This window comes from Aliagarivorans marinus DSM 23064, from assembly GCF_000429485.1.
Classification (GTDB): domain Bacteria; phylum Pseudomonadota; class Gammaproteobacteria; order Enterobacterales; family Celerinatantimonadaceae; genus Aliagarivorans; species Aliagarivorans marinus.
This window is the reverse complement of the sequence record NZ_AUBY01000026.1, coordinates 12,678-34,375: the sequence shown is the minus strand read 5'-3', so window position 1 is coordinate 34,375 and position 21,698 is coordinate 12,678. Positions and strand designations below refer to the sequence as shown.

17 protein-coding genes are annotated in these 21,698 nt (G+C 53.6%); 10 read left to right on the top strand and 7 right to left on the bottom strand.

Going from position 1 to position 21,698, the window contains the following annotated elements; genetic code table 11:
* The first annotated feature begins 876 nt into the window (after window positions 1-876).
* Both G461_RS24110 and G461_RS0111975 read left to right on the top strand, forming a co-directional pair.
* Complete coding sequence (locus G461_RS24110) at window positions 877-4,398, top strand: carbohydrate-binding protein (protein ID WP_051333536.1); 3,522 nt, start codon at window positions 877-879, stop codon at window positions 4,396-4,398.
* Between the two features lie 297 nt (window positions 4,399-4,695).
* Complete coding sequence (locus G461_RS0111975; RefSeq protein WP_026972008.1) at window positions 4,696-5,670, top strand: aldo/keto reductase; 975 nt, start codon at window positions 4,696-4,698, stop codon at window positions 5,668-5,670.
* A gap of 80 nt (window positions 5,671-5,750) precedes the next feature.
* Here the strand turns inward: G461_RS0111975 and G461_RS0111970 are convergent, their stop codons facing one another.
* The gene (locus tag G461_RS0111970; protein WP_035480158.1) at window positions 5,751-5,990 is read right to left on the bottom strand and encodes an HP1242/YdcH family protein; all 240 of its coding nucleotides are present in this window, start codon (window positions 5,988-5,990) and stop codon (window positions 5,751-5,753) included.
* Window positions 5,991-6,274: 284 nt separating this feature from the next.
* On the opposite strand from G461_RS0111970, the gene G461_RS0111965 reads away from it, so the two are divergent.
* From G461_RS0111965 to G461_RS0111930, 8 genes are all read left to right on the top strand, one after another.
* Window positions 6,275-6,694: a hypothetical protein gene (locus G461_RS0111965; protein WP_157360300.1), complete on the top strand. Its 420-nt coding sequence runs from the start codon at window positions 6,275-6,277 to the stop codon at window positions 6,692-6,694.
* An 85-nt stretch (window positions 6,695-6,779) separates the two neighbouring features.
* Entirely contained in the window at window positions 6,780-7,262 is a 483-nt protein-coding gene (locus G461_RS0111960; protein ID WP_026972005.1) for a GNAT family N-acetyltransferase, read from the top strand.
* A 254-nt stretch (window positions 7,263-7,516) separates the two neighbouring features.
* A complete protein-coding gene (locus G461_RS0111955) occupies window positions 7,517-8,398 on the top strand; it encodes a 6-carboxytetrahydropterin synthase (RefSeq protein WP_026972004.1) in 882 nt (293 codons plus the stop codon).
* A 103-nt stretch (window positions 8,399-8,501) separates the two neighbouring features.
* Window positions 8,502-9,416: an agmatinase gene (gene speB / locus G461_RS0111950; RefSeq protein WP_026972003.1), complete on the top strand. Its 915-nt coding sequence runs from the start codon at window positions 8,502-8,504 to the stop codon at window positions 9,414-9,416.
* 267 nt (window positions 9,417-9,683) lie between these two features.
* Complete coding sequence (locus tag G461_RS0111945; RefSeq protein WP_051333535.1) at window positions 9,684-10,928, top strand: pepsin-like aspartyl protease; 1,245 nt, start codon at window positions 9,684-9,686, stop codon at window positions 10,926-10,928.
* Window positions 10,925-11,764 carry an avidin/streptavidin family protein gene (locus G461_RS0111940; protein ID WP_035480156.1) on the top strand — a complete coding sequence of 280 codons (840 nt, stop codon included), beginning with the start codon at window positions 10,925-10,927 and terminating at the stop codon, window positions 11,762-11,764. Before G461_RS0111945 ends, G461_RS0111940 begins: the two co-directional genes overlap by 4 nt.
* Window positions 11,765-11,767: 3 nt before the next feature.
* Window positions 11,768-14,515: a response regulator gene (locus G461_RS24105; protein WP_035480154.1), complete on the top strand. Its 2,748-nt coding sequence runs from the start codon at window positions 11,768-11,770 to the stop codon at window positions 14,513-14,515.
* Window positions 14,508-15,407, top strand: coding sequence for a GGDEF domain-containing response regulator (locus tag G461_RS0111930; RefSeq protein ID WP_026972000.1), 900 nt, complete (start codon window positions 14,508-14,510; stop codon window positions 15,405-15,407). The genes G461_RS24105 and G461_RS0111930 overlap by 8 nt, the downstream gene beginning before the upstream one ends.
* Window positions 15,408-15,471: 64 nt before the next feature.
* Here the strand turns inward: G461_RS0111930 and G461_RS0111925 are convergent, their stop codons facing one another.
* The 6 genes from G461_RS0111925 to G461_RS0111900 form a co-directional block, all read right to left on the bottom strand.
* Window positions 15,472-16,374, bottom strand: a complete 903-nt coding sequence (locus tag G461_RS0111925; RefSeq protein WP_026971999.1) for a LysR substrate-binding domain-containing protein — start codon at window positions 16,372-16,374, stop codon at window positions 15,472-15,474.
* Between the two features lie 74 nt (window positions 16,375-16,448).
* Window positions 16,449-17,846 carry an FAD-dependent oxidoreductase gene (locus G461_RS0111920; RefSeq protein ID WP_026971998.1) on the bottom strand — a complete coding sequence of 466 codons (1,398 nt, stop codon included), beginning with the start codon at window positions 17,844-17,846 and terminating at the stop codon, window positions 16,449-16,451.
* 157 nt (window positions 17,847-18,003) lie between these two features.
* Window positions 18,004-18,720, bottom strand: coding sequence for an START domain-containing protein (locus G461_RS24100; RefSeq protein ID WP_051333534.1), 717 nt, complete (start codon window positions 18,718-18,720; stop codon window positions 18,004-18,006).
* Window positions 18,717-19,880: a glycosyltransferase family 2 protein gene (locus tag G461_RS0111905; RefSeq protein WP_026971997.1), complete on the bottom strand. Its 1,164-nt coding sequence runs from the start codon at window positions 19,878-19,880 to the stop codon at window positions 18,717-18,719. Before G461_RS0111905 ends, G461_RS24100 begins: the two co-directional genes overlap by 4 nt.
* A gap of 145 nt (window positions 19,881-20,025) precedes the next feature.
* Window positions 20,026-20,190, bottom strand: a complete 165-nt coding sequence (locus G461_RS25890) for a DUF2256 domain-containing protein (protein ID WP_084429185.1) — start codon at window positions 20,188-20,190, stop codon at window positions 20,026-20,028.
* The gene (locus G461_RS0111900) at window positions 20,190-21,674 is read right to left on the bottom strand and encodes a cryptochrome/deoxyribodipyrimidine photo-lyase family protein (RefSeq protein WP_026971996.1); all 1,485 of its coding nucleotides are present in this window, start codon (window positions 21,672-21,674) and stop codon (window positions 20,190-20,192) included. The genes G461_RS25890 and G461_RS0111900 overlap by 1 nt, the downstream gene beginning before the upstream one ends.
* Window positions 21,675-21,698: the final 24 nt, after the last annotated feature.

Sequence of the window (21,698 nt, the reverse complement as noted above, 5' to 3'; positions counted from 1 at the left end):
GTGCTTGGGATTCAAGTGCGCTTGACCCATTCCCCCCTTCTGCACATTACTTCCCCTACTTTCAACAGCTTAGTTCCGCTTTGGGTAACACAACTCACCCTTATCTAACAGCCGTGTTAGCGCCCCAAGTGGCTTCTCTACCGTTAAATGTGACAGGTCGGTTACCGGCTGTCGCCGAAGGTTAATTTAATGGTGATTGATTTATCAATATGTGATCAATGATCAACCAATTGACAGAAAGGTTGATATAATCGCTTTAAAGGTTAGCCAAAACCTCGGCAAACATAGCCAGCTTACTCAACGATATCTGTACACGTGAGGCGGTAAATGAACGAAGCGATGGTAGGTAGTAAATATTGGATTGATGAGGCCCCTCCCTCCCTGTGGAGCGTTTTGTGTCGCTTTACGCACTGGTTACTTTCCGGGCGCTACCTTGCTAACTATGACTCTGCTGATAAGGTACGCCACCCCCGCCATTCAATCGTTCGCTTGCCAGGCTTACCGCAGCATTACTCCGGGTCGTCGAAACATAGCGAGCATCTAATTCCGTTGGCGTTAGTATGGCCAGTGATGGCGCGCTTAACCCTTTTCTGTAGACAACGCCAGGTTTGTTCAGCCCTTGCTCCCCGCGTTACCAAAACCCTTAGCAAACGCGTAGCTAATCATCGAGCTAAGCGCGCATATAGACGTGGCGAAGGCCCGCTTAGCCAACGCTGGCATTGCCTGCCTGCGCAGCTTGCGCTTAATCAATTCCCTAACTGATTTACCCCCTGCAACCCGTCGACGTCCATTTTTGCCAGCTCTGGCAAGGGTGAGGGCTTGTTGCGCACTTAAACCAGCGAGAAAGCGGTACGCTACTTACTTCAAGGAAGGACCATGAGATTTACCAGGAAAAAGACCGCGGTGTTTTTGCCTTCGGTGTTATTGCTGTCGGCTGCCTGTTGGGCATCGATAGCACAAACCTCGTCGGTAACCGTTCGCACAGAAGCAGAAGATTTCGCCTACAGTGACGGCACCTGGCCAGACGGCCAAGCCGATCCTGTCAGCATTTACTCGGTCAACGGTGTGACCGCGATTAACTACATTAATCGCGGCGATCTGGTTGGCTACTACATCGATATTCCAGAAGATGGTAACTATCAGGTGAGTTACCAGATCGGTACCGCAATGACCAGCGGCGCTGAGATTAGCGTCCAGTTGCTCGAAAACGGCAGTTGGAAGAGCTACGCGATTATGCCCGTATCGCCCTCGGGCTGGGATAACTTCTACCCACTTAGCTCCACGCAAGACATTCCGATCTATGCGGGGGTGCAGGAAGTGCGCGTGGTTGCCTCGGGCAGCAACGATTGGCAGTGGAATCTGGACTACTTCGAGCTGACCAAGGTGAGCGACTTGGACACCGGGCCGGTTGATCCGCCAGTGGATCCCCCGGTTGATCCACCGGTCGAGCCACCGGTTGGTACTGACCCGATCGCCGTTAGTGGCGACTTTACCCTCGAAGCTGAGTGGTATCAGGGCTCCCAAGGTGAGCTTGATACTTACACGATCAACGGCATTGAAGCGGTCAACTACTTCAATACCGGCGACCATATCGAGTTCTACATCGATTTGGACAAGGCTGGCCTTTACAGCGTCTCTTATGAGCTGGCCAGTGGCCATCGCAGCGGGGTTGCCGCCGATCTGTTGGTGACCGACCAAGATGGCAAGTTGGTGCTGCGCAATACCACTGAGGTGGCGAGCCCCTATGCCGATTGGGACATCTTTTTCTCCCAGCCTGCCTCTAGCCAGCTGAACATCTTTGCGGGTGTTTCCACGGTACGCTTAGCTGGCGCTGGTAGCGAGGACTTCCAGTTTAATATCGACAAGCTGGTATTCACTCGAGTGGGCGATGCTGATCTGAGCTTCGATTCGGACGGCGACGGTATCCCCGATGTGGATGATATCTGCCCCAACACACCGCCGGGCGAGGTGGCCAATGCACAGGGCTGCTCACCGTCTCAGCTAGACAGCGATGGTGATGGGGTGAACGACGCCATCGATCAGTGTCCGAATACGCCTCCGGGTGCTTTCGTTGATGAGTTCGGTTGCGAAAGTCTGGGCGGTGATGACGATGACTTCGACGGCGTGCCTAATGCGCTGGACCAATGTCCGAATACGCCGTTTGGCGTGAATGTGGATGCGCACGGTTGCCCGCTATCGAACAACGACGCCGATGGCGACGGGGTGGAAGATAGCCTGGACATGTGCCCTAACACTCCGGCCGGCGAGTTTGCCGACGCGCAGGGCTGTTCTGCCTCCCAGCGTAGCCTGCCTTTGACTGTGAAGGTGGACGTGAACGCCAACATTCGCCATGAAGTGAATGGAGTGTCTGACTTTGGACGTAACCGCCATATGACGCTGCATAGCGCCATCTACGAGCAAGACTGGAACGGTCATAGCGACAAGCTCAACTACCTGTTGAATACCCTCGATGTGTACATGGGGCGTGATAACGGTACTGCAACATGGCGCTTTAATGAGACCGTTGAAGACCCAAATCGCGCCAACTGGCCTGATCTAGACTGGATGGTGACTCGAGGTGTAACTGCGCGTCAGGAGTACGAGAACAACGACTTCCTGGCCCGTTTCCCTGCCAGCAAAACCGAGTTGATTGGCGGGACCAACGCCCACGCAACCTATCCAACCCTAAGCTGGTATCCCAATGCCATCACCTGGACTGGCTGGCAGCCAAAAGAGATTGAGACCTCCGCTACTTGGGTCGCTCAGTACCTGAAGCACTACTATGCCAACGCCTCCAATGGCTATGTGGGAGAGCCCATGCCTAAGTACTGGGAAGTGGTCAACGAGCCGGACATGTACATGAAGACCGGTCAGTTTATGGTGACCAACCAAGAAATGATTTGGGAATACCATAACCTGGTTGCCCAGAAGGTACGTGAAGCGCTGGGTGCCGATGCACCGATGATTGGCGGCATGACTTGGGGTCAACATGACTTCTACCGCCGTGATGGTATCTCACGCTTTGCCGATGATGCCTACGACCAATGGATTGTCCATGAAGATCCGGTTATCCAAGAAGAGGCCCGTGCCTTCTACCGCTCTCGCATGACCACCACTGTGGATGATACCCGCGCTGACAATTGGTATCAGTGGGACGTAATGTGGCGTGGCTTTATGGAAGCGGCCGGTGATCAGATGGACTTCTATGCGGTACACATCTACGACTGGCCTAGTATCGAGCATGGTGGGGTTATGCCTGCTATCCGTCGTGGCGGTCATGTTCAGGCGATGCTGGATATGATGGAGTGGTACGACGTAAGCCGTGGTGGCCTGGCCGCGCGTAAGCCCATCGTGCTGTCTGAGTACGGTGCGGTGCAAGGCGCATGGGAAACCATGCCGCACGAGGAGCGCTTCGATGTAGAAGGCTTGAAATCCTTCAACGCGATGTTGCTGCAGTTCCTTGAGCGCCCTGACTACATCGTGAAGTCGATGCCATTTACCCCGGCTAAACCCTTGTGGGGCTACATGCCTTCAGGTTGTGCCTTCGACGATACCATTGCCTGTACCTACCCGTATCACTACGGCATGCTGCTGGAAAGTGAGCTAAACAATGGTGACTGGCAATGGAGCCCATTTATCAAGTTCTTCGAGCTGTGGGCTGATGTGGATGGCACCCGGGTGGCGACTCACTCCGGCGACATCGATGTGCAGGTGGACGCCTACGTGGATGGCAAAGACCTGTTCATTATCATGAACAACCAAGAAGACTATGCCACTGGCATCGACTTGGGTCTGTTCGGCTTAGATGGTCTGAGTGTGGCCAATGTTGAGCAGCGTCATATGTACTATCCAGATGGCCTCGAAGTGGTGCTGGATCGCCGTCATATGAAGCAGCTACCAACATCTGTGGCGCTGGAGGCCAACTCCACCATGGTGCTGCGGATAAGCCTTGACCAAGATATCGCGGTCAACCAGCAAGTGCTTGAGCACAAGTTCTTCGCCGATAGTGTAAGTGGTGGAGTGATGCCACATCGCATCAGCGTCAACGGCGGTGCCAAGAGCCTGCAGATCAACGGTGTGGACTTGCCAGCCAGCCCTGCCGAAGCGATGTTGCGCCTGACCGTATCGATGTTCCCAGCACCGGATGACGTGGAAGGTGGTCTGTTGACCATCAACCAGCTCAAGATCAATGGCCAAATCGTGGCAACGCCGATTGATTGGCGCGGCCCAGCCGATAACAAGTCGGAGCGTATCTTCACTACCATGGAGATCCCGGTTCCGGCTTCAGTGTTAGCTGCGAATAACCAGATTGAGGTGGATTTCAAACACAACGGTGAGTTGTCGGTGGCCAGTCTGGTGGTGTGGGACTACAGCACTGCGCCTCAGCGGCAACCCTAGTGACCTTTAACCAGAGCTCTGCTCTATAAAACGACGCTCAACAGAGCAATAGATAATAAGCGCCCCACGGGGCGCTTTTTTGCTGCTTTATCCCGTCTATTCGCGGGATATACGACAAATGTAAGCGATTGCTTTAGTCAAACCTAATTTAGTAAAAACAAGGGCTGTTTAGTAAGTTTTGTCGTCCTAAAGCGGGTTTTGCGTAGTCTCTCACAAGCTGCAAAATGGCCATGATAATCATGACTAAAGCCTTGATAGGATGAACGTAGATTTAACATTTACAGGAGTTGTTGCGCTGTGGAATTACGTAAGTTAGGTCAGTTTGATGTGGCGCCTATCGGCATCGGTGGATGGGCGATTGGCGGTGAAGTCTGGGATATGGACGGCAGCCCAGCCGGGATGAACAAGCCGGTGGACGATCAAGAGTCCATCAAGGCGATTCACTTTGGCTTGGATTTTGGGCTGAACTTTATCGATACCGCCAATATGTACGGTGGCGGGCATAGTGAGCGGGTGATTGGCAAGGCCTTAGAGGGCAGGCGTGACCAAGCGGTACTCGCCACCAAGTTTGGGGTGTTATTCGATGAGCCCAAGCGCCGGGTTACCGGCACCAGCGCAACGCCTGAGAGCATTGTATTGCAGTGCGAGCAGAGTCTGCGCCGCTTAAATACCGACTATATCGATCTCTATCAGTTCCACCTTAACGATTTCCCGGCTGAGCAAGCCCATGTGGTGCGCGATACCCTGGAAACCTTGGTCATGGCGGGTAAGATCCGCGCCTTTGGTTGGAGCACCGATTTTGCCGATCGTGCAGCGATCTTCGCCAATCATCGACATTGTGTGTCGATGCAGTACCAATATAACCTGTTTGAGCAAAACCCGGCGATGGTCGATTTTGTTGAGAAGCATCAGCTTGCAGGGATTAACCGCGGCCCCCTTGCCATGGGCCTGATTACCGGCAAGTACACCGACGCCTCGCAGTTTGACGAGAACGATATTCGCAAGGTTAACCCGGCCTGGCTCAAGTACTTTAAAAATGGCCAACCGGATCCGGTGATGATGGAGAAACTGAACGCCATCAAAGAGATCTTAGCCAGTAATGGTCGCTCCCAGATCCAGGGGGCATTGGCATGGAACCTGGCCATGAGCCCGCAGCACATCGCCATTCCCGGCTTTAGAACCCTAGAGCAGCTCAGCCACAATGCGGAGACGCTGCAAAAGGCGGCAATGACTGAGCAGGAGCTGGCCCATATCAGCGAGTTACTTGGCTAGTTGCTCCCAAGTTTCACCACTAAAAAACCCGCGCTAAGCGGGTTTTTTACACTGCGAGGTAAGGAATGAAATGAGCGGTGTTACTGCGCCGCAATCGCGCGTTGATACAGCCAGTCTTTCAGGTGCGCGCGTTGTAGTTTGAGTTGGGTAAAGTGTTCGTCGGTAGAGGGTACGTTAGCGATTTCAAGTTTGTAGATTTCGTCGTCGAGGCGGAGGTATTGGGTGTTGTTTTCGCGAAATAGTGGGTCATTGCTGACGAGTTGCTCGACGACGGGTGCCAGGTTTGGGAAGTCGTCTTGCAGGGCATGATGCTCTATCATGGTCGTGTCCTCTTGCAGGTGGGTACCATTTCATTAAAGCACAGGGATTGTTCACTAAATGTGCGGTGAAACCAGTTTTTGAGGTCTATTTACCATCGTAACTACCCTTGCCATAGGCAACGCTGCCCACTCGATACTGAGCGCTTCCCGCCCACGCGCGGTGTGTGATCTCGCTTAAATCTTAATACCATAAGTAAGTTTATGTTAGATATAGCTTTTTTCCGATGATAGCCTTCCTTAAGCTAATTTGATTATGTGCTCAACAGTCTAAAAGGAGTTTGGCTATGTTACGACCCGTTCAAGCAAGCGTTATCACTTGCGCAATAAGCATGCTATTAGGTTGTGGAAGCAGCAGTAGCGATGAGGGGTATGGCTGCGCTGATGTGGTGTCGCCGGCATTGGAGATCGCTGTTCATGATGCAGCGACCGAGCAAGGCTTGTTGTGCCAATCGGTTATCACGCTGGCCCATCCCGGCGGAGAAATCACCGAGTATGCGTTTGTGGATGACCCAGAGTGCGAGCTGAAAAACGAATCGATGCAATACCATGCCTTTGAGGGAGAAGCTGGTCTATACGATGTGCGGGTCGAAGCTGCCGGTTATCACGAGGAGAACCTTCAGGATATCGAGGTTAAAGTCGAAGAGGTGTGTGGCGGTAACCTAACCAAGAGGCTAGACATTTTTCTCGAGCCTAAGGGCCAGTAAGCCTCTGACTAATCCAGGTTGGCTTGGCCTAAACTCACAGTATAATCCTGATAATTAAGAATATTACCTTAAAAGGAGTGAGTTAGTGTCAAGCATCACCATCCGCCAGGCAGCTCCCAACGATGCTGCCTTGATACTGAACTTTATCCGCCAGTTGGCCATCTATGAGAAAGCCGAGCACGAAGTGCTAGCCAGCGAATCTTCCATCGCCGAGAGTCTGTTTACTGAGGGAGCCACGGCCAAGGCGGTCATCTGCGAGCTTGATGGCGAACCTGTGGGCTTTGCGGTCTACTTCTTTAACTACTCCACGTGGCTTGGCAAGAATGGCCTATATCTGGAGGATTTGTATGTCAGCCCGCAGGCGCGCGGTTTGGGGGCGGGCAAAAAGCTGCTGCAGCACCTCGCCGCCGTCGCGCTCGAGAAGGGCTGCGGCCGCTTTGAGTGGAGTGTGCTCGACTGGAACACGCCTGCGATAGAGTTCTACGAATCGCTCGGTGCCAGCGCGCAGCGAGAGTGGTTGGGGTATCGGATTAGCGGAGATGCGCTCAAGGCCTTGGCTCGTGATTAATCAGGGGGCAGCGAACAGAGTAGGGGGGCATGCAAGCCGATATCATTCAACACCCTTTATTGGTGATTAAGCAAGGCTGATTACTTATTATTGTCGGTCAGTGTGATATTGCGTGTTGGAAGTGCGCTTTAACTGCGGTCAAGCAGATGTGACGCTTGCTAAATATTCCCGAGCAAAGTTGGCCCAAGCCTGTATACTCTAGCCGGCTTCAAGGTCATCCCGGCCTTGTGCGATTCATCGATAGAGCTTCACCTATGCAATTGTTTGTTAAAAACCTTACTGTGATCGATTCATCTTACCTGTGCCCAGAACGCGGCATGGTGGGACAGAGCTGGATAGTGGATGTGGTGTTACATGGCCAGCTCGACCTGCAGAGCATGGTGCTGGATTTTGGTCAGGTGAAAAAACGCTTAAAAGCGATCATCGATGAAGAAGTGGACCACAAGCTGTTGGTGCCTGCAAAACACGCTGCCACCCAAATCAGCGAGGGTGACCACAGCATGCAGTGGCTGGACTTTGCCTCAGCCAAAGGCAGTATTCACCTTTACTGCCCGGAGCAGGGGCTCGCCTTGGTACCGAGCGAGCAGGTTACTGCTGAGTCGGTGACTGACTACCTGCAGGCGCTGATCCTGCGTTTTTTGCCCGCCAACATTGCTCGTATTGAGCTAACTCTGCGCGAAGAAGTGATCCCCACCGCCAGCTACCACTACACCCATGGCTTGAAAAAGCATGATGGAAATTGTCAGCGCATCGCCCACGGCCATCGCTCGATGATTGAGATCTGGCACAGTGGCACGCGCTGCGATGAGCTGGAGCAGCGCTGGGCCGCGCGCTGGCAAGACATCTATCTGGGCAGTGTTGAGGATCGCGTAGAGGTCAGCAAGCTGCACCGCTCAGCCAATGCCACTCACATCGATGACAACAGCCACTACGCCTTTAGCTACGTATCCGGACAGGGCCTGTTTGAGCTGGCTTTGCCCAAGGGTACGGTGGAGCTAATCGATACCGATACCACGGTTGAATGCCTGTCGCAGTATATCTTAAATGAAGTGAAAGCCTGGCCAGAGGTAGATGGCCCGGTCGCGATTTATGCCTATGAAGGTGTGGGTAAAGGCGCGGTTGTCGCCGACAAGTAGTTTTTGGCATGCCCTCGCGAGTGGCGCTGCGTACTGGCAGCCCCTAGCTTGCTGGCAAATGTCGGGTTAAGCTGTTGTAAACACAGCCTTAACCGGAGGCCCTATGGCCACGCTTGCAAGCCACAACGACTACTCTCTGTACGCCAATGCCTTTGGCTTTCTTCGCCAGCCGCTGGATTTTAAGCCCTCCGAGTCCGATGCCGATGTGGTGGTCTGTGGTTTGCCCTTTGACTTAGCCACCACCGGGCGTAGTGGTAGCCGCATGGGGCCGGGGGCGATTCGGCAAGCCTCTATTCACCTAGCCTGGGAAGTGAAACGCTGGCCATGGGACTTTGCGCTGTCAGACAAACTCAAGCTTGTGGATGCAGGCGACCTCATCTTTGATTGTGGTGATGCTGAGCAGTTTTGTGAACGCGTAGAGGCACATACCGATAAGCTACTCGCAGCGAACAAAACAGTACTCAGTTTTGGCGGCGATCACTTTGTTACATTACCGCTGCTGCGCAGTCACGCTCGAAAACACGGGAAACTGGCATTGCTGCATTTTGATGCGCATACCGATACATATTCGGGTGAGGCTCGTTATGATCATGGCACTATGTTTTACCATGCACCCAGAGAGGGGCTGATCGATACCGACCATTCCATTCAGGTGGGGATCCGCACAGATTATGAGCGCGACAGCCATTTGTTTAAGGTTATCGATGCGGCCGAGGCCAATGAGTTGAGCGCGAGCGATATCGCCGAGCAAATCAAACAGCGGGTCGGTGAACTGCCCATGTACCTAAGCTTCGATATCGATTGCCTCGACCCAGCATTTGCCCCCGGTACCGGCACGCCGGTGTGTGGCGGCCTAAGCACCGACAAGATCTTAAAGGTACTGCGCGGCCTGCAAGGGCTGAATATCGTAGGTATGGACGTGGTTGAGGTGGCTCCTGCCTATGATCACAGTGAAGTGACCGCTTTGGCTGCTGCAACCATCGCCACTGAGTTGCTCTACCTGCAGACCCAGCGTTAGTGCGCTATGTCGTTGTGAGTGCGGGGAGGGAGGCATTAATACCTCGTTAAATCTTCGCGATGTAAGCGCACACTATGGCTGGTTTGTGCGTCTTCTAGAGTTATTACTTTATTTTATGGCGGTGATTTCGTTTATCCACAGTAGATCCTTCCTAATTGCATTACCTGACAAGATTAGCGTTTCTAAACATGGCCTGATGATTTTATAATCAATTTTGACCACGGGTAAAAGCTTCAAGCTAGCCACTTGCAATCTAAGGGAATGGATATGGGTCATCTGGATGGAACGGTTGAAACCACACAACAACTCGGGGTGGTTATCCCCGTTGTTAAAGGCCCCTACCAAAGCAATGGTGCCTCTCCATGGTATGCACAATTGTCCGTTGGCACCCCTGGCCAAGCACTCAAATTTAGCTTAGATACCGGCAGTAACTTTAACTGGGTGACGTCGTCACTATGCCGCTCTAAAGGCTGTGCACATTACGGCAGAGGGCGCTTTGATTACCGACGCTCAGACTCCTTTAGTAAGATCTATTGGGACAGCCAGAGCGAGCCTCATTGGAAGAGCCTGCGGGTAGATTTTGGCCCATGGGGAGATATGTGGGTGAAAGCCGGTCACGATGCTTTGAGCCTGCAGGATGCAGATTCGGCCGTGTTCTGCGATATCTATCTGTCTGAGTACTACACTGGCGCCCAGTTTGCGCAACTTGACTGGGACGGCGGAATTGGCGTGCCCAGCTATAGCTATCAGCCGCTCACTGAAGCCGCGACGTTTTCTGGTGTACGTGGGGTTCACTTCTCTGATCCCGACCAGCAGCCTCAGTTTCACTTTATGGAAACGCTGATCAATTGCGGGTTGGTGAGTCGAGATGCACCTTTTGTTGCCTTTGAGTCCGATCAAGCAAGCAAACGTGGCCAGATTACCTTAGGCAAGCTGGATTGGCGCTACTCACAAAGCCGCGAATACCTATTCTTGCCTTGGCAGCGCTATCGCATTGCCGATCTTTACTACATATGGACTAGTAAGGTTGCACAGGTATCGATTGGTGAGCATCTGCTGTTTGCTCAGCAGCCAGATAAAAATGACTGCTGGTTGAGCCTGGATTCGGGATCGTCTGAGTTTAAGGGTGATCAAGAAATCATGTCTCAAGCATGGCAATACGCTCTGCAAGAAGGAAGTGAACTGGTCATCGAGCTGCCGGATGATTGTCATAGCCGTATACGTGTACCCGCTGACATCTACAACGTGACCATCGAAGCTGGTCCGAACCAAGGGCAGACTCAACCCCAGTTTAACCCCAAATTGCCGGGACTTGATGACCTTGTGTTGGTGGGCTCGGTGATTATGGATCATCTCTATACCGTGTATGAGTATCGCAGCGTTAATAGCGGCAATGGCGATAAGTTGGAGCCAGTGGGTATCTGGCTGTTTAACAAGCCCCATGGTCCCAAGCTGATTGATACGAAGCAGACCAAAACTGCTGCCATCTTTGAACGGGGAGCATCCTTATGAGCAAGTACAATTGGCTGCTTGATGGTGTATGGGTCAATAGCTATGGCTCTCAGATGACCTTGAATGTGCAAGATGATGGTCGAATTTGCGGACAGTATGCGTCCACCACTGGAGCTTCCGGCACCTACTGGATCGTTGGTTGTTGCTTACCTTATGATCCTCACCGAAAAGCAGGGCAGCCATTAGTTCTCTCAATTTACTGGAAGCCGATACCCCAGCCCGGCAATCAACTGGAGAACAAGAGCTGGCATTGGGTATCGACTTACTGTGGGCAGCTCTCTTGGATATACGATCCCGCAAGCCGTGAGCAGCGGCTTCAGCTTGAACTCATCAATGACTTGGTCGCCACCAGTGATTTCGACGGCTATGCCTTAGGCAGCTACATCGACAAGCTGCAGTTTCACTTCTCCCAGCCACGCTCGCTGCAACCTCCGCAGCTCACGAGCGAAATTCAAGGCGTGTTTGAAGGCCAGTTTGAAGGCATAGCCCAGCCGTCTCCCATCAACGGTACTTGGAAAGTGCCGGGAGAGGCAAACAGCTTGTTTCTCTCGCTGCTGGATGGCACCAATGGTGCGGTTAAAGGCTTGTTAGGCTGGGCCGGTGAGAAGATCGAACTGTGGGGATTTTGTGATGTGTTGCCGCTCACCAGTGAACGGCAAAGTTTGACGGTGAGTGGCTATAGCCGAGCGCAGGCCCGGCCGATTTCGCTGTCTGGTTATTTGGATGTTCCTCATGGGCTGTTGCGCCTGACTCGTTGGCAGGCCATGTCCACCACTCCTCAAGATACATACATGCAGGCAATGTCATCGCTATCTCTTTGGGTGAAAGGAGAGTAGCCCATGAGTGACTCTTCATACGGTAATGCTTATCTCAAGCAGCACTACGATAAAAACGAGCACTATCGGGTGATGGTGGACTGCTTCTCCAAGCTGTGGGATCACTCAGTCGATCTGATGTTTATTATGGCGATTGAGGAAGACGGTGAGTTTAGCCTGTATGACAATAACCCAGCTTCCCGCTCTGTGATGGGGCTAGATGCTAGTGACCCTGTCCACCGCCGAAGTATCCGGGACATCTGGGATGAGGAAACCGTTGAGACCTTTTTCGCTCTTTATCGCAAGGCTATTAAGGCGAAGCACCCTATTTCATGCGAGCAAGTAATCTCTCCTGCTGGGCAGTTGATATTCTTTGATACGCTGTTCGTGCCCATCTTCGACGAACAGGATGAGCCGTTGTTTGTCTGTGGAGTGAGCCGCGAAGTCACTAAGATCAAAGAAGCGGAGCAGATCGCCCTTAGCGCCCAGAAAAAACTCCAAGAGTACAGCAGTGCCCTGGAGAATATAAATACTAGCTTGGATGCCAAGGTTAAATCTCGCACTCACCAACTGGAGCAAGCCAGTAACGACCTAAAAAGCGCGTTAGACGCTAAGTCGAACTTCGTAGCGCGTATGAGCCATGAGATCCGCACTCCGCTCAACGCCATGATTGGCTTATGTAATCTTCTCAAGAAGACCCCGCTCAACGATGCCCAGCAAGATTATGTCGACAAGATAGCAGACTCCGGTGAGGTGCTACAGTCACTGGTCAATGACGTGCTCGACTTCTCCAAAATCGAGGCCAACAAACTGCAGCCTGAGCAGATCGAATTCTGCCCGGAGAAAGTGATGCTTCAGGCCTTTAACCTAAGCCAGGTGAAGGCTCAGCAGAAGGGGTTGGAGCTGCTATTTCTTATTGACACCCAACTGCCTGAAACCTTGATTGGCGATCCACTGCGTATTCAGCAGATTGCCATCAATTTGCTGGGAAATGCGGTGAAGTTTACCGATAGCGGCACCGTGACCTTGGAGGTGGGGAGCCAAAAGACCCTCGGCGCCGATATTGAGTTTTACTTTGAGGTAAAGGATACCGGCATCGGCATCTCCCAGCAGCAGGTGCGAGCCTTGTTTAACTCCTTTGTACAAGCCGATAGCAGTATTACTCGTCGTTACGGTGGAACGGGTTTGGGGCTGTCCATTTGTGAAAAGCTGTGTGAGTTGATGGGCGGGCAAATTGAGGTTAGCAGTGAGCTAGATAAGGGCTCGGTATTTCGGGTGACACTCCCGGTAAAAAGTGCCGAGAAGGGGCGGCTCACTGATAAGTACCGTGCAAAAGAAGGTTGCCATGTGCTGGTGGTTGATGATCTGTCTGCCTGTCGCAGGGCCTTGAGTAAGATGCTGATTGGCTTGGGCTATCAAGTCACCTTGGCCAAAAGCGGCTTTGAGGCGCTCGACTGCGTTCAAGATGCCAAGGAGAAAACCCTACACTTCGATGCGGTGCTAATGGACTGGCAGATGCCTGAGATGGATGGCGTTGAGACCTCCGAGCGCATTCACCAACTGCTCAAGGTGAACTGCCCGCCAATTTTTCTGATATCTGGCTGCGAGCAGCATGTGATTCAACAACATATTGATAGCGGCTTGGTATGTCGCTATTTGCGCAAACCGCTGATCCCTTCAGTGCTGTTTCAGGCTTTGAGTGGCGAGCTAAATGGGCTGGACGAAGAGGCGGCCGCCGCTGCCACAGCCCAGACACAGCTCGATTTATCCGCCTACCGCTTGCTGCTGGTGGAGGATAACCCCATCAACCATCAGGTGGTGGAAGGCTATCTGGAGGAGAGCGGGATTACCATCGAATGGGCGCGCGATGGTGAAGAGGCGCTGCAGCTTCTCAGTGAACAGGCGTTCGATGTGGTGCTGATGGATATTCAGATGCCACGGCTCGATGGCCTCTCGGCGACCCGCTTTATTCGCCAGACCATGCAGCTGACTATGCCAATTATTGCTATTAGCGCTCATGTCAGTGAAGCGACCATTGCCGATTGCCACAATGCAGGAATGAATGGCCACATTGGCAAACCGCTTGACGAATTGACACTCTATCGAACGCTGGCGGAGTGCTTGGGAATCGCTAGCGCTGGAAGCAACGGCGATAGCCATGGCAGCAAACAGTATGATGCCTCGTTGTTGGCGCAGATCCGTGCTTTGGAGCAGTTGGATGTGGATGAAGCATTGGCCCGCCTCAACAAAAAGCCGGGTCTGTTTCTGTCACTGGTTAAAGCCTTCTACCAACGTTATGTGAATGAGGAGCTGCTCGATTCGGGGCTAGATCTAACGGAGTTAGCCGATGAGGCTCATAGCCTCAAATCCAACACCGCCTACATTGGTGCTTTGTCGTTGTCTACGCAGCTAGCAGTACTCGAACAGCAGCTACGCAGCGGTAAGGCGTCTGATCAATTAGCAGAGCTGAAGCTGCAGCTTAATCATTTATTGGCTCAGCTAGCGACCGTTTTTGAAGGACGAAGCGCGATTAACGTGAAGCAACCCAGTGAGTTGCTCGATATCATGAAGCGTTTACAAAGGCAGCTTTATCAGTCTGAGTTTGCTGCAGAAGACACCCTGAAAATCGTAGTGATGCAGCTAGAAGAGCGCCTCTCTTACCAGCGAGCATTATCGGTGGTGGCGACTTATCTTGATGAGTTGGAGTACGAGAAGGCCTACGTCATCGTCACTCAGCTAGTTGAGCAGCTGGAGGAGGAGCAAGATGGATAGCTTGCAACGGGTGCTGATTGTTGATGATGAGGTGATGAACCTTAGGGTGCTTAGTGAACTGCTCCGTGAGGAAGCGGCGATCACCTTGGCAAAAAGCGGCGAGCAGGCGCTGCGCAAGGCTCGCGAGCAAGTGCCGGATTTGATCATTTTAGACATCAAAATGCCCGCAATGGACGGCTTTGAGACCCTCACAGCGCTGCGCCAAAGTGCCATTACCAAACAGATCCCTGTGATCTTTATCTCTGGCCTTAACGACTGCAACTATGAGGAGCGCGGCTTACTGCTCGGTGCGGCCGACTATATCTTTAAACCCTTCCACCATGGCATCGTGAAAGCGCGGGTGTGCACTCACCTGCAGCTGGTAAAGCAGCGCAAGATGCTGGAGCGGCTGGCGAACAGCGACAGCTTGACCGGGCTGGCCAACCGCCGCCACTACAAGCAGGTATTCGACCAAGAGGTGGAGCAATCCTCCACCTCCCATTCGCCGATATCCGTGGCGATCTTCGACATCGATAACTTCAAACGATTCAATGACCGCTATGGCCATGATGCTGGCGACCGCCTACTGCAGCAAGTCTCCAAACAGCTCAGCCACCACTTTGACCACCCGCGTTTTTTAGTCTCCCGTTTCGGCGGTGAAGAGTTTGTGGTGCTGATGCCCGAGCTCTACAAGGCAAGGGCGCTGGAGTTGGTCAAAGGCTGTTTGGTAGAAGTCGCCGAAAGTTGCGAGATCACTATGAGCGCCGGGGGGGTGACCGTTTTGGCTGACAAGGAAATGGATGATTCAGCGTTGTTGTCCTTGGCTGATAAGGCCTTGTATTTAGCCAAAAGCCTAGGCAAGAACTGTGCGCTGTGGTCACAGGCGCAGGGTGAAACAGTCGATGAGTTTTAAACGGCTCTGTCAAGCGCTCTCAGTCAACCTCCTTGGTTTACGTTTCGCCCAGGCGAGAGTCTGCTTATTCTAAGCTCTGGGACAACCAGCGGGTGAATGCGATAACTTTGTGCTGTTGGGTTTTTTCGGTGGCTGTGAGCAGGTAATGAAAGCTTTGTGAACACATCTGCTGTGAATGCACCTGAACCAATTCACCTTGCTGAATCGCATCATCCGCCAACAGCGCTTTTACCAGCAGCAATCCGTGACCTTGCTTACAGGCCTCCAAAGAGAGTTGAGTACTGTCAAAAATCAATGAGGGTGCGCCAGCTGTCGCGCTGATACCGGCCAATGCAAACCAATCCTGCCAGCTTTCGGTATAGCCACTGGTCATAATCTTATCCGCTGTAGCCAGCTGTTCTGGAGTTGCGTTTGGTGCGAGAGTTGCGGCAAAACCGGGACTGGCAACCACTATCCAAGGCTCTTGTTTAAGCAAATGCAGCGCCTGCTTACCTTGCCAATCGCCGTAGCCGTTAATGATTTCCAGATCTACCGCTTGATTGACACTGGCGCTAGGGTGGCTGGTTGCGGTGAAGCAGAGCTGGATGTCCGGGTGCTGGCGGCGAAAGTCAGCTAAGCGCGGCAATAGCCAGCAATGGCAGAAGCTATGCGCCGCACGCAGGCGTAACACTTGATTGGGTTGCTTGCCAAACAGCTGCTGAGTGCCGATATTGAGTCGGTCCAGCGTCTCACTGAGCAGCGGCAGATACTGCTCGCCTTGCTCGGTGAGGCGCAGTTGCGAGCCTTGGCGGACAAACAGCGTTGCGCCCAGATAATCCTCTAGTTGCTTCACCTGTTGACTCACCGCCGCTCTGCTAACGTGCAGCTCGTTGGCAGCGCCGCTTAGGCTACCCAAACGTGCGGCAGCCTCAAAGGCACGTAGCGCATTAAATGGCGGTAGGCGGCGTGCTGGGGTGTTATCTGGCATTAGACTATCTCTGAGGCTGAACTTTTCCTCGCAAGGCTACCTTAGGTCTTTGAAATTTCAAGTTAAAGTTAAAGCTAAAGCTTATCGGCTTTGCCCGCCGGCCCGGCCAGCTCGGCAAGCCAGCGGTCAATCAGCGATACCCGGCGCTCGGCTTGCTCGGCATGTTCCTTCCGGCGCACTGCATTGCGCACCATCATCGCGCCTAGCCAGCGCAGTGGCTCTGGTGGAAAGTTGCCACGAGGCCCTTGATTGAGGCCGCAGCGGGTATAGGCGTTGTCTTCGCCCAGTGTCAGACTTGCCAAAATCTTCCCGCCAATCCGGGTCTGCGCCACCCCGTTGCCTGAATATCCCAGCCCGTAGTAAATATGCCCGTGGCCATGCAGCGAGCCGAAGAAGGGTAAGCCGGTGGTGGAGCGATCAGAGCCGCCGGTCCAACTCTCTTGAATATCGCTCGTAGACAGTTGCGGGAACAGCCAGGCAAAAGAGCGCTCCAGCAGCGCGCGGTAGCGACTCTCGCCTTTAAACATCGGGCTGACCTTATTGGCAAACGAGAAATGATTGCCCCCCTTGCCAAGCATTAAGCGGCCATCGAGCGTGTCGCGGTAGTAATGCACAAAAATGCGTGAATCGACCACCGTTGCGCCGGGCTGAGGACCATTTGCTGCAAGTGCGTCTGGCACAGGTTTGGTGATCACCATATCCGAGGAGACCACCACGATGTTGCGTTTAAACTCTGGGAACTGGTCGAGCATCCACGCGTTGGTCGCCAGAACCACTTGTTTGGCACTAATCACGCCCTTGTCGGTGTGAAGCTTGGCAGGTTGGGTTTCGCTTAACTTGCGCATCGCGGTTTGCTCGTAGATCTCCACGCCTAGCTCTTGGGCCACCCGCATCAGCCCGCGGGCAAGCTTGGCGGGCTGGACACTGCCGGCTGCGGGTGAAAAGTAGCCTTCTTTATGCACCGCTGAGCCGGTTAGCCCGGGCAACTGCTGTGGATTAGTGCTCTGCCAGCTGTTGATACCCAAACGTTCCAACTCGGCAATCACCGGCTGCATGCCGCCTGATTGCGCTGGGTTGGTCGCGGTATAATAGCTGCCATGGCAGCGCAGTTCTGCATCGATTTCATGCTGCTGGCAGAACTGCTCAATCTCGAAGATAGCGCGTTCGGATTCGGCCACCAACCAACGGGCTTGCTGCTCGCCAAACAGTTTTTTCAGGGTAGGGTACTTGGTGGACCAGGTTAGCAGGCAGCCGCCGTTGTAGCCCGAAGCACCGCTGCCTACACGATCTCGCTCAATAATCACCACCTTGAGCTGAGGTTGCTTTTGCTTAAGCTCGATTGCCGTCCACAAGCCGGTATAACCACCACCAACAATGGCGACATCGGCGTCGATATTACCGTTTAAAGTTTGAATTTTTTGGCTATCGTCGGCTAACGCCTGTTTTAGCCAATAGCTGTAATGAGTCTTCATGGTGTCCCTCGCTTTGCGTGAAGCTAGCTTAAAACAAGCGAAGAAAAGGCGTGAGTTAGTAGGTCTAATGCTGATGTAAAGGTGGGCTTAACAAGGTTTGTATCGACGGCCGAGAGATGTAAATAAGGAGCCGGGGAGGCTCCTTGATACGGGGCAGTTACTTGCCTTGACCGTTCTCTATAAACGCGATTTCCACGTTCTGATACTGCTCCAGCAACACAATCTCTTGCAGGCCGCGCAGGGTCTTGTAGGGCTGAGACACCGATACGGCGTTAATCAGCCACGCGGGAAGATTACCGCCGGGGTTGGTCAGTACCTGATAGCGCACGTGGGTGGTGCCATCGTCCTGCGGGGTGAAGATCCAGCTGGAGCTGAGGCTTGGTACCCGCACCGCACCTTTTACTTTGGCGATGTGCTCAGGTACGCCGCGCTGCTGAATGGTCACTGCCAGTGTGCGCGGGTCTTGGGTGATGCGGTTATGTACCACTGCATCGCGGTCGGACACTGGCCAAGGGGCTTTACTGTAGGTGTAGGTAATGGTTTCGTTCTCGCTGAGCTGATCTAACTGTCGCATCTCGTCGACGTTCTCTACCCACTCAACGCCCGCTGGTGCATCGTTAAACACCGCGATAAGAGTGTGCAGATCGGCCTCTACCACGGTTTCCGCCATAAACTCTTTGAAGGCGATACCGGGGATACGGCGGTTAAACACCGTCACACCGTTGCGCTCGCGCACTTGTTTCCATGGGTTGGCTGCTGTCTGCTTTTGTTCTGCCTGCTGTTCTTCAGCGAGCGCGAAGGGCGAGCCGAAGGTAAACATAACCAACAGCAGGCTCAGCAGGGCCTTAACAGGGCTTAACATTAGTTTGCTCATGATTCGATGACCCGTCCTTTCCATTGAATGGCTTTACGTTTTGACAGCAGGTAGGCGTTAATCAAGATAAGGCCTTGGTAGGTGATACCGAACGGTACCGCGAAGGCGTACACCATCGGGACAAACAGCTCTTTGCTGAGCACCAGATACATGATGATGCTAACCGCTAACATCAAGCCCGATAGCACCAAGCTGGCAAAGTGCTGCGGATCGCCACTGGACTGATGGCTGAAGTAAGACACGGCGGTCAGAACCAGCGGAGACCACGCCAACACGATATTGGTGAGCAGGCCTTTGGCCACGCTGAGCTTGGTGTCGCACTGCATAATGCGGTTCATGTTCTTGGAGAAGCCATCCCAGATCTCTTTGGCAGAGGTGTACATGCGGGTGCTCATCAAATCGTCGGCGAAGGCCCAGAAGATCTTAAAGCCGCGCTGTTTCATGCCGCGGGCAAACGCCAAGTCTTCTGAGATTTCTGAGGCGACTAAGCCATGACCATCCACCGCATCATAAGCGCTGCGCTTGAACAGCATGGCTTGACCGTTGGCGATGGCTTCCTCTTTGCTCGGGTCATTGGAGTCTTTGAATTTCATTGACGAAGCAATCGACAAGAATAGCCCCGGCAGCAGCATACGCTCAGACTTTGACACCATCTCTTGGCGCGGGTTAAACGAGAGCATATCGATGCCTTTATTCATCATAAAGTCGATGGTGGCGCGCAGCATACTTGGCTCTGATTTGGTATCGGCGTCGATAAAGAACAGATAGTCGCCTTTGGCTTCTAGGGCACCTGCCATGCAGGCGTTGCTCTTGCCAATCCAGCCTTTGGGTAGCGGGCGGCCCATCACGCAGCGAACGGCGATCTCGCTGTCGGCGGCGATTTGGTCGACGATGGCATGGGTGCGGTCTTCCGAGTAATCGTCTACTACAATCACTTCCAGTTTATCGCTGGGGTAGTCTTGCGCCACGATGGAGCCGAGCGACTTGGCGATGTTGGCTTCCTCGTTGCGGGCGGGAATGATCACGCTCAGGGTAGGCCACTGTTGGCGATTAATTTTGTCAGCGGAGATCTGCTCGCGACTCATAGAAAGCAGCGCCAGCTTGGTAATAAAAGCTGCGCAGATCAGCAAGCAGAAGAGGGTAATAACTAGCAGAGTCAAGGTTGTAAGCTCCCAGTATCATGGACGCAGGGCTTACCAACAGAGTCGACGAATGAACCGAGAGGTAAAACCAAGCGATCCGTTCGCGAATGGGCGGGATAATAGCAATATATTTGGGGGATGTCTCTATTGCTCATTATTTAAACTAATTGCTGTTGTTTCTGCAGCGTTTTGAACAATACTTCACCTCATCCCAGCAACGCGCCCATTTCTTGCGCCACTCAAAGGGCAGCCCACAGCGGCAACACCGCTTTGTTGGCTTACTTGGTTTGGCGCGGCGCCGGCCTAAGCGGCTTGGGTAGTGATGCATTAGCGAGGGTGGCGACCGCGGTCTTGCGGGCGCACATGCCGGGCGATGATCCGCTCACGCTCGGCCCTTACCTTCGGTTGATTGCGAAAAGACCATAAGCTGGCGCGCGCTGCTCTGCCGCTCTCTACGAGGTCGATGATAGGCTCGGGATAGTCGCTGCCAAGTTGCAAGCCGAACATCTGTTGCTCCATGGGGCTCATTTGCCAAGGTTGATGCAACAGCTCAAGGGGCAGGGGAGCCAGCTCAGGCAACCAACAGCGAATGAACTCGCCGTCCGGGTCGTGCTCTATCGACTGCTTGACCGGGTTGTAGATCCGCAGGGTGTGGGTGCCGGTGACGCCGGCTTGCATCTGAAACTGTGGGTAGTGGATCCCCGGTTCAAAATCGAGGAACTGGCGCGCCAGATGATGTACGCCACGCCGCCAATCAATGCCCAAGTGATGGCACAGAAAGCTCACCAACATGGCACGCATACGAAAGTTGATATAGCCGGTGGCCAGCAAGCAGCGCATACAGGCATCAATCAGTGGAAAGCCGGTTTGGCCTTGCTCCCAAGCACGCAGCATCCGCTCGCTCTCATCGCCTTGGCTAAAGAGAAACGCCTGGTAGCCGCGGTTGATATGCTCAAACTCCATGCGGTGTTCGCTCTCAAACTTCTGGATAAAGTGGCAATGCCAATGCAGCCGTGAGCTCAGCGCGCTCAAGGATTTGCGCCAGCCCGGGCGCTGCCAGTGCGCTAACAGGCGCTGATAAGCCTCGCGTAGGCTGATATTGCCCCACGCCAGGTAGGGCGAGAGCCGCGAACAGCTCTCGCGGCTCTGGGCTGGTTTGGAGATGCCATAGGCATAAGCCTGACTGCGCTGTTCAAAAAAGGAATCGAGAACAGCCAGCGCATGGTCCGTGCCGCCGTGCTGAAACTGCTGGTTGGCTTGCTGCCATTCAGTCGGTAGTTTACCGCTTAACCTCAACGTTGATGGCGGCAGATTTACGCAGCGTAGCCGGCTTAAGTCAGGATGGACGCAGGGTGCGCGCATGACTTGCTGCCAGTGCTTATCCCAGTCACCGCGGTGGCGCAGTCCGCGTTGTACCGCACCAGAGGGCGATTCCTGCCAGCGGACTTGGTGTTGCTTGCACCAATGCGCGATGGCGATATCGCGCTGATAGGTAACATCGAGGCCGATCTCCTGATGCGAATAGAGCTTGGCAATGGTGTGCTCGCTGCTGAGGGCTTCTAGCGCATCAAGCACTTCGCCAATGCCCACTATTATTCGCGCCCCAAAGGGCTTGAGCTGCTGTTGCAGGCCTTGTAGGGATTGCCAAACAAAGCGCCAGTGGCGCAGGTCGTAGTGGGGATCAGCAATCAACGAGGGCTCAAACACATACAGCAGCACGCAGGGCTTGCCGTCAGAAATCGCTTGGCACAGCGGCGGGTGATCGCGCAGCCGCAGGTCGCGCTTAAACCACAGTAGATTGATCTCTGCCATCAACACTCATCCAAGTTCTTAGGT

Bases quoted from the DNA above. Each gene is read 5' to 3' on its own strand.
- G461_RS24110 (WP_051333536.1), top strand. From the start codon at position 877: ATGAGATTTACCAGGAAAAAGACCGCGGTGTTTTTGCCTTCGGTGTTA.
- G461_RS0111970 (WP_035480158.1), bottom strand. From the start codon at position 5,990: ATGATAGAGCATCATGCCCTGCAAGACGACTTCCCAAACCTGGCACCC.
- G461_RS0111965 (WP_157360300.1), top strand. From the start codon at position 6,275: ATGTTACGACCCGTTCAAGCAAGCGTTATCACTTGCGCAATAAGCATG.
- G461_RS0111955 (WP_026972004.1), top strand. From the start codon at position 7,517: ATGCAATTGTTTGTTAAAAACCTTACTGTGATCGATTCATCTTACCTG.
- speB (WP_026972003.1), top strand. From the start codon at position 8,502: ATGGCCACGCTTGCAAGCCACAACGACTACTCTCTGTACGCCAATGCC.
- G461_RS0111945 (WP_051333535.1), top strand. From the start codon at position 9,684: ATGGGTCATCTGGATGGAACGGTTGAAACCACACAACAACTCGGGGTG.
- G461_RS0111940 (WP_035480156.1), top strand. From the start codon at position 10,925: ATGAGCAAGTACAATTGGCTGCTTGATGGTGTATGGGTCAATAGCTAT.
- G461_RS24105 (WP_035480154.1), top strand. From the start codon at position 11,768: ATGAGTGACTCTTCATACGGTAATGCTTATCTCAAGCAGCACTACGAT.
- G461_RS0111930 (WP_026972000.1), top strand. From the start codon at position 14,508: ATGGATAGCTTGCAACGGGTGCTGATTGTTGATGATGAGGTGATGAAC.
- G461_RS0111925 (WP_026971999.1), bottom strand. From the start codon at position 16,374: ATGCCAGATAACACCCCAGCACGCCGCCTACCGCCATTTAATGCGCTA.
- G461_RS0111920 (WP_026971998.1), bottom strand. From the start codon at position 17,846: ATGAAGACTCATTACAGCTATTGGCTAAAACAGGCGTTAGCCGACGAT.
- G461_RS24100 (WP_051333534.1), bottom strand. From the start codon at position 18,720: ATGAGCAAACTAATGTTAAGCCCTGTTAAGGCCCTGCTGAGCCTGCTG.
- G461_RS25890 (WP_084429185.1), bottom strand. From the start codon at position 20,190: ATGCATCACTACCCAAGCCGCTTAGGCCGGCGCCGCGCCAAACCAAGT.
- G461_RS0111900 (WP_026971996.1), bottom strand. From the start codon at position 21,674: ATGGCAGAGATCAATCTACTGTGGTTTAAGCGCGACCTGCGGCTGCGC.